This window comes from Acidisphaera sp. S103, from assembly GCF_009765975.1.
Taxonomy (GTDB): Bacteria; Pseudomonadota; Alphaproteobacteria; order Acetobacterales; family Acetobacteraceae; genus Rhodopila.
Genome location: NZ_LMUJ01000086.1, coordinates 1 through 967, shown reverse-complemented (window position 1 = coordinate 967; position 967 = coordinate 1). Strand labels below are relative to the sequence as shown.

Here is a 967-nt window from a genome sequence, read left to right as displayed (position 1 = left end):
CTGATGACCGCCCTGCGAGGCTATTTCGCCCGCCGCAACGTCGATGCGAACTGGGACGCCATCAGGGGACTGTCGGACGACGGGATGGTGATCACCCTGGCCATGGCCTGCCCGTTCGAGCCGGTGGAGAAACAGGCCCTGCTGGAAGCCCCCTCCGATGCCGACAGGGCGGCAACGCTGCTGGCGCTGCTGCAAATGGGTGCCGCCAGTTCCGACCTGCCACCCGGCCACTCCGTCAGCTAGGAACCTGCATGAGCGACCCGCTGCCCGCCGCCGTCGACCCCCGCCTGCTGGAGGTCCTGGTCTGCCCGCTGACCAAGGCCCCGCTGGAATACGACCGCGCCGCCAACGAACTGATCAGCCGCAAGGCCGGCCTCGCCTATCCCATCCGCGACGGCATCCCCATCATGCTGCCCGAGGAAGCTCGGTCTCTGGACGAATAATGCCGACCCCGACCGAAATCCGGCTGGACCGAGCGACCCGCGTGCTTCATGTCTCGTTCGACGATGGAACCGCATACGCCCTGCCCGCCGAATACCTGCGCGTGGAAAGCCCGAGCGCCGAGGTCCAGGGTCACCATCCCGGCCAGAAGCAGACGGTCGCCGGCCGCCGCCATGTCGGCATCATCGGCATCGAGCCGGTCGGCCATTACGCCGTCCGCCTGGTGTTCGACGACCTGCACGACACCGGCATCTTCTCCTGGGACTACCTCGCCGAACTCGGCCGCGAACAGGACCACCGCTGGCAAGCCTACCTCAATGCCCTCGCCGCAAAGGGCCTGTCCCGCGACCCGAAGTAACCGGTCCGTTACCTCTCCGTCATGGCCGGGCGTGTCCCCGCCATCCACCCCCAATGGTGCCTCTGATACCGCCCACGGCCACACGTCAGTCACCCTAACCGTTGCCTTTCCGTCATGGCCGGGCGTGTCCCGGCCATCCACCCCCAATGGTGCCTCTGATACCGCCCC

At 67.4% G+C, this 967-nt stretch carries 2 protein-coding genes and 1 pseudogene; all 3 read left to right on the top strand.

The window, feature by feature from the left end; translation table 11 throughout:
• Window positions 1–243 (top strand): annotated as a pseudogene (locus tag GSQ89_RS39485) (peptidase); the annotation flags it as partial.
• An 8-nt stretch (window positions 244–251) separates the two neighbouring features.
• Window positions 252–443, top strand: coding sequence for a Trm112 family protein (locus tag GSQ89_RS28895; protein ID WP_158931590.1), 192 nt, complete (start codon window positions 252–254; stop codon window positions 441–443).
• Window positions 443–799 (top strand): gamma-butyrobetaine hydroxylase-like domain-containing protein, encoded by a 357-nt coding sequence (locus GSQ89_RS28890; RefSeq protein WP_158931589.1) that lies wholly within the window; start codon window positions 443–445, stop codon window positions 797–799. The genes GSQ89_RS28895 and GSQ89_RS28890 overlap by 1 nt, the downstream gene beginning before the upstream one ends.
• The last annotated feature ends 168 nt before the right edge of the window (window positions 800–967 follow it).